This is a genomic window from Ruegeria atlantica (genome assembly GCF_013032505.1).
Taxonomy (GTDB): Bacteria; Pseudomonadota; Alphaproteobacteria; order Rhodobacterales; family Rhodobacteraceae; genus Ruegeria; species Ruegeria atlantica_F.
Map to the genome: position 1 here is coordinate 165,641 of NZ_WQCG01000009.1, position 8,535 is coordinate 174,175.

The following is an 8,535-nucleotide window of genomic DNA, read 5'->3' on the forward strand; positions in this document are numbered from 1 at the left end:
AAAGTTTGAATATTTTAATGTTTATGTACATCCAATTGCCCGAGCGGCGGGCAATTGGGTTTTTGGAACTAGACCTCGGCCTCCAATCCGTCAGTCGACAGATCGTCCAGTTTTGGCATCAGCCGCAGCAACTCGCTTGCATATTCGGTCTGTGGGTTGGCAAAAAGCGCGTTGGTTTCCTGAAGCTCAACCACCTTGCCCTGTTTCATCACAGCCACCCGGTCGCACATCTGGCGCACCACCGGTAGGTCGTGGCTGATGAACAGCAGGGTCAGGCCCAGATGTTCCTGCAGGTCTTTCAGGATGTTCAGGATCTGCGCCTGGATGGACACGTCCAACGCGCTGGTCGGTTCGTCACAGATCAAGAACCGCGGCTGTGTCGCCAAAGCACGAGCAATCGAAATACGCTGCCGCTGACCGCCTGAGAATTCGTGCGGGAATTTCAGCCCGGCCTCATGCCCCAGCCCAACCTGATCCAGCAATTCGTCCACGCGGCGTTTTACATCGGCCCCTTCCATCAGTTTGTGGTGGCGGATTGGTTCGGCCACGATATCATCTACCCGCATCCGAGGGTTCAAAGATGAATAAGGATCCTGGAAGATCATCTGGATATTCTTGCGATACGCATCCAGAGCGGCTCTGTTCGTCAGATCACTGACCACCTGTCCGTCAAAAGTGATCGTGCCTCCGTCAACCGGGTAGAGCCCCGCAATCATCCGAGCGACCGTGGATTTACCCGAGCCGGATTCACCCACGACGCCGAATACCTCACCTGCACGAATGTCGAAGCTTACGTCGTCAACGGCGGTGAAATAGGTGCGGTCCCAAGGCAGCAGGCCTTTGCGCTGTAGGAACTTCTTGGTCAGGTTGCGAATTTCGAACACCGGTTTGCTGGTGTCGTTGTCCACCTTGGGCCAGTGACGGGCCATATCTTCGACAGCGAACCGGGTCTCGCGCCCTCCATAGCTGATCTGCGGGAAGCGGTGCAGTTTCAGGGTCGGACGCGGAACCGCGGCGATCAGCGATTTGGTGTATTCGTGCGTTGGCTGGCCCATGACCTGCGAGGTCGGGCCGGTCTCTACCACCTTGCCCGCATACATGACCGTCACCTTATCCGTGGTATCCGCAATCACGCCCATGTCGTGGGTGATCAGAATTACGCCGACCTGACGTTCCTGCGCCAGTTCCTTGATCAGGTCCAGGATCTGCGCCTGAACGGACACGTCCAACGCAGTCGTCGGTTCGTCCGCGATAATCACGTCCGGCTCGGTGCAAAGCGCCAGAGCGATCACAACACGCTGCCGCATCCCGCCCGAGAACTGGTGCGGATACTGGTCCAGCCGCGTGTCCGGATCAGGAATACCAACCCGGTCGATCAGGTCACGGGCGCGCTGGTTCGCCTCGGCATCCGTGCCGCCCAGATGGGCCTGAATCGTCTCGGTCAGCTGTTCGCGCACGGTGAACAGCGGGTTCAACGATGTGAGCGGATCCTGAAAGATCATCGAAATCTTTTTGCCACGCAGTCCGCGCATCGCGTCGGCATCCAGACCGCTGATCTCGTCGCCGCTCAGCTTGATGGTGCCGCTGGCAATCCGGCCGGGCCGGTCCAGCAGACCCATGATGGCCGCACCGATAGTGGATTTACCCGCGCCGGACTCGCCCACCAGACCGTGGATTTCGCCCGGCTCAACGGACAAGTCCACATGGTCAACGGCGGTGAACAGTTGGCGACGCGTCGGAAATTCGACCGTCAGGTCATTGATTGTCAGAAGGCTCATGTAATCACCGCAGCTTTGGGTTCAGCGCATCGCGCAGCCAGTCGCCCAGCAGGTTTACAGACAGGGCCAGCGCCAGAAGGGTGCAGGCCGGGAAGAACAGGATCCACCACTCACCCGAGAACAGGAAGCCCTGCCCAATGCGGATCAGTGTACCCAGCGATGGTTGCGTCGGAGGCGCACCCACACCCAGGAAGCTGAGCGTTGCCTCGGCAATAATCGCCAGCGCCAGCGAGATCGTGGCGATCACCAGAACCGGGCTGAGAACGTTGGGCAAGATGTGGCGGAACATGATCGGGAACGAACCGCGGCCAATCAGACGCGCCGCCTGAACGTATTCCTTGTTCTTTTCCACCAGCGCGGCACCGCGCACCACACGGGCGAACTGCACCCAGTCGGACAGCGCGATCGCGATGATCAGAACATAGATCGCCATCTCATTGCGGTATTCCGGGGGTGTTACGCCCTTGGCGATCCCAAAGATCAACATCGCCACCAGGATCGCAGGGAAAGTCAGCTGCACATCCGCAACCCGCATGATCAGCGTTTCGATCCAGCCCCCAAAATACGCAGCAACAAGGCCAAGAACGATACCGATGATCATCGCAAGCAGAACCGCCGACACACCGACAAACAGCGATATACGCATACCGTATAGGATGGTTGAGAAAACGTCCCGCCCCTGATCGTCGGTGCCCAACAGGAACGTGTCCTGAGTAAAGGCGTTTGGTGTGCCCGGAGGTGTAAACCCGTTCATCAGGTTCAGAGATGCTGGGTCGAACGGGTTGTACGGTGCAATCAGTGGCGCAAAAACAGCCGACAGAACAAGGACCAGCACCACTAAAGAGGCGATGATCGCAACCGGCGAATGCCGGAACGACCAGGCAAAATCGCCGTCCCAGAACTTAGAGAAACGCGACTTGGTGGGGGCGGAAGGGGTTTCGATGGTATCGGTCATGTGGCCCTCGCGTCGACACGCAGGCGCGGGTCAATGGCATAGTAAAGAAGATCAACGATCAGGTTAATCGAGACGAACATGACCGAAATCAGCATCAGATAAGCGGCCATGACGGGGATATCGACAAACTGGATCGCGTTGATGAACAGCAGGCCAACACCGGGCCATTGGAACACCGTCTCGGTGATGATGGCGAACGCGATAATCGAGCCCAACTGCAGACCTGTAATCGTGATCACCGGAACCATGGTGTTTTTCAACGCGTGGCGGAAGTTGATTACACGATCCGACAACCCGCGGGCGCGGGCGAACCGGACGTAATCGGCACGCAGAACCTCAAGCATTTCCGACCGCACCAGCCGCATGATCAGCGTCATCTGATACAGACCCAGCGTAATCGCAGGCAAAATCAGCGCCTTGAGACCAGAAGTCGTCAAGAAGCCGGTGGACCAGTTGCCAATCATAACGGTTTCGCCCCTCCCGAAGCTGGGTAAGAGGTCTAGTTCAACCGAGAAAATGTAGATCAATAAGATCCCGATCAGGAAGGTCGGCAGGGACACCCCGATCAGCGATACGGTCATGATTATATTCGCAGCGACCCCTTGTCGTCGGATGGCTGTGAATACGCCCAAAGCGATACCCATGGTGATAGCCAGAAATCCCGAGACAAACGCCAGTTCCAACGTGGCTGGCGCGCGTTCGGCGATGATCGTCGAGACTGGACGTCCCTGACGATACGACACGCCAAAATTTCCTTGAACAGCCTCTTTCAGGAATTTGTAGTACTGAACCGGAATCGGCTGATCCAGCCCCAGCTCAGTGCGCAGCCGGTCGATATCGGCTTGCGTACGTTCCTGACCCAGCATGTTGTCGATCGGATCGCCGACAAACCGGAACATAGAAAACGCAACCAGACCCACGACCAGCAGTACGATCACGGATTGGAGCATCCTTCGGACGATATATGCGAACATTCACTTTCCCCATTGATCCGCTTCTCTATGCACGGGCTGACCAAATGGTCAAGGTATCGCTAACGGGCAGGTATCAAAGCGATCCTAGTTTCTGCGCTATAGGATTTGTATGCAGTGTAAGATGTGGATTGGCGCAACCGTTCCTGTCCGCGCCAATCCCAATATCATGCGCCTTCAGTTCACCGTCACCCAGCGCAGCAAAAAGAAGTTGTCGGGGCGTTGTGTCAGCTCGATATTGCTGCGTGTCCCCCAGACCAAAGGCTGCACATACATCGGCACATAGACCTGTTCGTCCTGAATGATCTTGGCTACTTCATCCAACATCGCCTGGCGCTTGGTCTCATCCAGCTCAGACTGGATGGCAGGCAACAGCTCATCTACACGCGCGTTCGAGAACCCACCGAAATTCCAGCTGCCCAGCTTTTTCTCTTCGTTCGGGGTCGCGACAAGGAACCGAACGGGGTGTTCGGCATCAAATGTGCCCGGGCTCCAGCCCAGCAGGTACATGTCATAGTTATCCTCGCGCAGCTCGGGCCAGTAATTGCGCACAGGCATCGCCTCCAGCTCGGCGGTGATCCCGATCTGGGCCAACATGCTGACAACGGCCTGACAGACGGCCTCGTCATTCAGATAGCGGTCATTGGGGCACTTCAGCCCGAATGAGAACCCGTCGGCATATCCTGCCTCGGCCAAAAGCGCCTTTGCACCTTCGACATCAAAAGCAGGGCGTTCGGCATGGGCCGATGAATAGCCGCTCATGGCTGGGCTCACCAATTGCGATGCCGCCTCGGCATTACCGCGCATGATGGTGGCCAGAATGGCATCCACATTCACGGCCTTTGCCACCGCCTTGCGCACACGTGGATCACGGAATGGGTTCGGCTTGCCCTCATCGTCTGTGTATTTCAGCGTCTCGGCCTCATGATCAAAACCCAGCATGATTACGCGGGCCTCGATCCCCTGAATGACCTCGATATCAACGTCTTCCTGCAGGCGCGCGACGTCCTGAATAGGCACCGGATTGATCATATCCACGTCGCCCGACAAAAGCGCGGCAACAGCGGTGGCCGGGTTCTGGATCGGGTTAAACTCGGCGCGCGTGATATTGTGTTCGACGTCTCCCCACCAACCCTCGTGGGGCTCCAATACGGTTTTCAGACCCGGCTCGCGCTCGGTGACCTTGAATGCCCCGGTGCCATTGGCGTTGATGGTCGCAAAATTTCCGGCCTCTTTGTCCGGAACGGCAGCATCATTGGCTTCGGTCCAGCCTTGATCCATGATCATCCAGTTGGCAATCGAGGATGGGAATAACGGGTTCGGCGCGGTCGTCATGATGTCGACGGTATAATCGTCAACGACGATGACTTCGCTGACCGGCGCAAACCAGCTTCGCGTATCCGCAGCCTCGCCCGAAGCACGCTGATAGCTGAACAGAACATCCTGCGCATCAAATGTGCTGCCATCGTGAAAGGTCACACCCTCGCGCAACTTGAAGCGCCAGCCATCGCCCTCTCCAATCGGTTCCCAGCTGACGGCCAAGGCAGGCTGAACGCTCATGTCCTTGTCGCGCCGAACCAGTCCTTCGTAGACGTTATTAAGAAATCCCAGAACCGGGGCCGAATTGACCGCGTGCGGGTCCATGGTTTGCGGGTCCGTGGTGGAGGCCCATTTGAAATCTGCAGCCTGAACACTGGTGGCAGCCAGCATTGCAATGCCAATGGCGCTGTTCCTGAGGATCATTGTTATGTCTCCCTGTTTCTGGGGCCGAGTTTTCTTGGTTTTTGCCGCATGCGCAAGGAAATCTCAGATCGCAACAAAAAACAGGGCGCGAATATCGCGCCCTGTCCAATCGTCAAAGGTTTTGACTTACTGCATGGTGAAGTATTTGACCTTCGGCTGGTCTTCGGCATCCACTTCGATGCCAACACCGTCTGCCATGCCCCAGTTCAGAACCTGGTGGTGAATGGGGATGTACAGCGCTTCGTCCTGCACGACACGCCAGATGTCGGCGATATCTGCATTCCGGGCGTCCAGGTCGGTGTTCGAGGCAAGCGACTTGATCTTCGCGTCCAGCGCATCGTCCTGATAGCCGGTGCCGTTCCAAGTGCCGATGTCGTCTTCGCGACCGTGGACAAGGAAGTTAAAGATGTATTCCGAGTCATATGTCGGAACACCCCAACCCAGCATATAGAAGTCGGTCTTGCTATCGGTGATCAGCGGGAAGTGCTGTGCTTTGGGCTTGGCATCCAGATTCACGGTCACGCCAATCTGGCCCAGCATGCCAACGGCCGCCTGACAGATCGCTTCGTCGTTGATGTAGCGATCGTTCGGGCAGTCCAGACGCAGCGAGAAGCCATCGGGATAACCGGCTTCAGCCATCAGCTCTTTGGCCTTTTCCAGATCGGTGGAGGACTCGCCGTCCATCGCTTCGGTCCAGCCGTTCACGAAAGGCGGTGCGATCATGCCTGCAGGCTGCGACTGGCCGCGCATCACGACCTGCTTGATCGCATCACGGTTGATCGCCATCGACATCGCCTGACGCACACGCACATCGGCCAGAGGGTTCTTGCCGTCTACGTTGTCCGCTTCAATGTCATCCGAACCCTGGTTCATACCAAAGAAGATCACGCGGTTCTGCGGAGCCTGCTTGACCATCAGGCCATCGGCGCCATTGACGCGGTCGATGTCTTGCACCGGCATGTCCTGCAGGAAGTTCACCTCACCCGACAGCATCGCAGCAACGCGGGTCGCAGCGTTTTGGATGGGGGTATAGACAATCTCGGTCACTTCCATCGGGAACTGGTCGATGCCCCAATAGTTGTCGTTGCGCACCATCACGGTTTTGACGTCAGGCTCGCGGCTCTGAAGGACGTAAGGGCCCGTGCCGTTGGCATTGGTGGTGGCATAGGTGATCTCGCCGCCTTCGAAATCCTGCACATTGACTGTGTCATTCGACTCGGCCCAGCCTTTGTCCAGAATGAACAGGTTGGTCAGGTTCGATGGCAGGATTGGGTTCGGACCGTCGGTGACGATCTCTACGGTGTAATCGTCAACCGCACGCACTTCGGTGATCGAACCGATCAGCTCTTTCATGTCCGAATTGGGTTGCTTGGCCCGTTCAAAGCTGAACACCACGTCTTCGGCGTTGAAGTCTGCGCCGTCATGGAATTTCACGCCCTCGCGCAGCTTGAAAACCCAGACATTCGGGTCATCAGCCTTGGGACCCCACTCGGTCGCCAGCGCAGGTTCAAACGCGCCTGTTACGTCGCGGATGATCAGCGGCTCGTACATCTGGTGACGTATTGTGTGTGACGGGCCTTCGTTTTGCGAGTGCGGATCCAGCGTCAGCGCATCACCAGCACGTGCCCATCGCAGCGTTTCCGCCGATGCGGCACCCGCCATCAATGCGGTCGCACTGGCAGCGATCATCAGGTTCTTCAGGTTCATTGTGGTCTCCCCGTTTTTCGTTAGCACCGTTCCGCGGAACGGCAGACCGATTTTGACGGTCATGGTGATGCTGATAATCCAGATCATTCTGGCGGTTGCAACACCAGATTGTGAACTATCTGGTTTTCCGATCAAAATTGAAAAGCCCGAATGCCGAGTTCAGCGCAGAATGACCGACCGCTGATGCGGATCATCTGGGAAAACGCGCCCGGATTGGACGCATTGAAAAATATGCCGGAATACCAGACCAGCCTCGCCGCCCGGCGAAACCGGACCAAAATATTTGTGGCCGGTAGGCGTGTCATAGGCCGTATTGATGTCGTCGCAATCAACCTGAAATATGTTGTGCGGGGTTCGGTCGATGTTCTCTGGCCCGGTATGACCCAACCGGCGGGACGCAACTTTGTTCCTGAGGTTTGCAGCCTTACTGGCCCGCAACGCCAGATCGTCAGAGGCGAAATAGACAACCACATTCCGCGAAGCATGGCTGACCAGCACACCGGGCTTATTTTCATGCACGGATTCATTAACGACATCTGCAGCGACCATGAAGGTATTGCGAAACAACAGGGGCACGCCCGACGCCAGATCGTACCGATCCCATTCTATCAGCGTTTGGCGCAAAACCCGATTGCCCATCGAATGCGCCAGAAGGTTGATCCGTTTCAGACAGGGAGCGATTTCGGGTTCGTTATCCTCGCTGTTGCGCCATTCCAGAAATCGCTCCAGCACCCGCGCAAAGGAAAACCCGCTTTGGTCCGCGGATTTCTGGTCATCCCAGTATTTCTGAACGATCCCTTGCTTGGCGTCGCTGGGCCAGATCAGAGGCAACACCATCACTTCACCGGGTTTGGCCTGATCGCACAGGCGCTGAAGCTCGGCCGTTGTTTGAAACACATCGTCGGGCAGATTGTTGAACCCGTGCAAATATAACAGGATCTGACGGCAATCGCTGTCGCGCACCCGCCGCAACAGCTCTTTGCTAGTGATTTCGGTGTGGTGTTCATCCTCGCCTTTTTCGCAATAGAACACCGAATTCGAAGGTGCGTTGTTGTCGAGATCAAAGGTGAAGCGACGTCCTTTGCGGGTGCGAATACTTTGGGTTGGAAATCTGTTCGTTATAAAAAGCATGAAAGCCCCTCCTGTTCAGGATGGAACCAGCCTAACAAGTCGACCGCATTGGCGACACAGAAATCCCGGAGCCTCCGTGGTTTCTTCCGGTCGCAATTTAAAAATGGCGTTCGAGCGGGGATCTGAACCAGAGCTTAACCATTCAAGAGGCAGTCTTGCGATCAAGATCCGCCTCTGACTGGGTCGTGTGCCGAAGCAACCTAGTTCACTGCAGCGTTGATGGGAGTTGTTATTATTGAGGGTGTGATTT

6 protein-coding genes are annotated in these 8,535 nt (G+C 56.6%); all 6 read right to left on the bottom strand.

Annotated features, from left to right (window positions below):
• Positions 1-68: 68 nt before the first annotated feature.
• Positions 69-1,778: an ABC transporter ATP-binding protein gene (locus tag GOW92_RS22465; protein ID WP_170565265.1), complete on the bottom strand. Its 1,710-nt coding sequence runs from the start codon at positions 1,776-1,778 to the stop codon at positions 69-71.
• 4 nt (positions 1,779-1,782) lie between these two features.
• On the bottom strand, positions 1,783-2,733 hold the full coding sequence (locus GOW92_RS22470; protein ID WP_170565268.1) for an ABC transporter permease: 951 nt from the start codon (positions 2,731-2,733) through the stop codon (positions 1,783-1,785).
• Positions 2,730-3,707 (bottom strand): ABC transporter permease, encoded by a 978-nt coding sequence (locus tag GOW92_RS22475; protein ID WP_170565271.1) that lies wholly within the window; start codon positions 3,705-3,707, stop codon positions 2,730-2,732. Before GOW92_RS22475 ends, GOW92_RS22470 begins: the two co-directional genes overlap by 4 nt.
• A 174-nt stretch (positions 3,708-3,881) precedes the next feature.
• Positions 3,882-5,447 carry an ABC transporter substrate-binding protein gene (locus GOW92_RS22480; RefSeq protein ID WP_170565274.1) on the bottom strand — a complete coding sequence of 522 codons (1,566 nt, stop codon included), beginning with the start codon at positions 5,445-5,447 and terminating at the stop codon, positions 3,882-3,884.
• A 126-nt stretch (positions 5,448-5,573) separates the two neighbouring features.
• The gene (locus GOW92_RS22485) at positions 5,574-7,154 is read right to left on the bottom strand and encodes an ABC transporter substrate-binding protein (protein WP_170565301.1); all 1,581 of its coding nucleotides are present in this window, start codon (positions 7,152-7,154) and stop codon (positions 5,574-5,576) included.
• Positions 7,155-7,313: 159 nt separating this feature from the next.
• Positions 7,314-8,285, bottom strand: a complete 972-nt coding sequence (locus GOW92_RS22490) for an alpha/beta hydrolase (RefSeq protein WP_170565276.1) — start codon at positions 8,283-8,285, stop codon at positions 7,314-7,316.
• Positions 8,286-8,535: the final 250 nt, after the last annotated feature.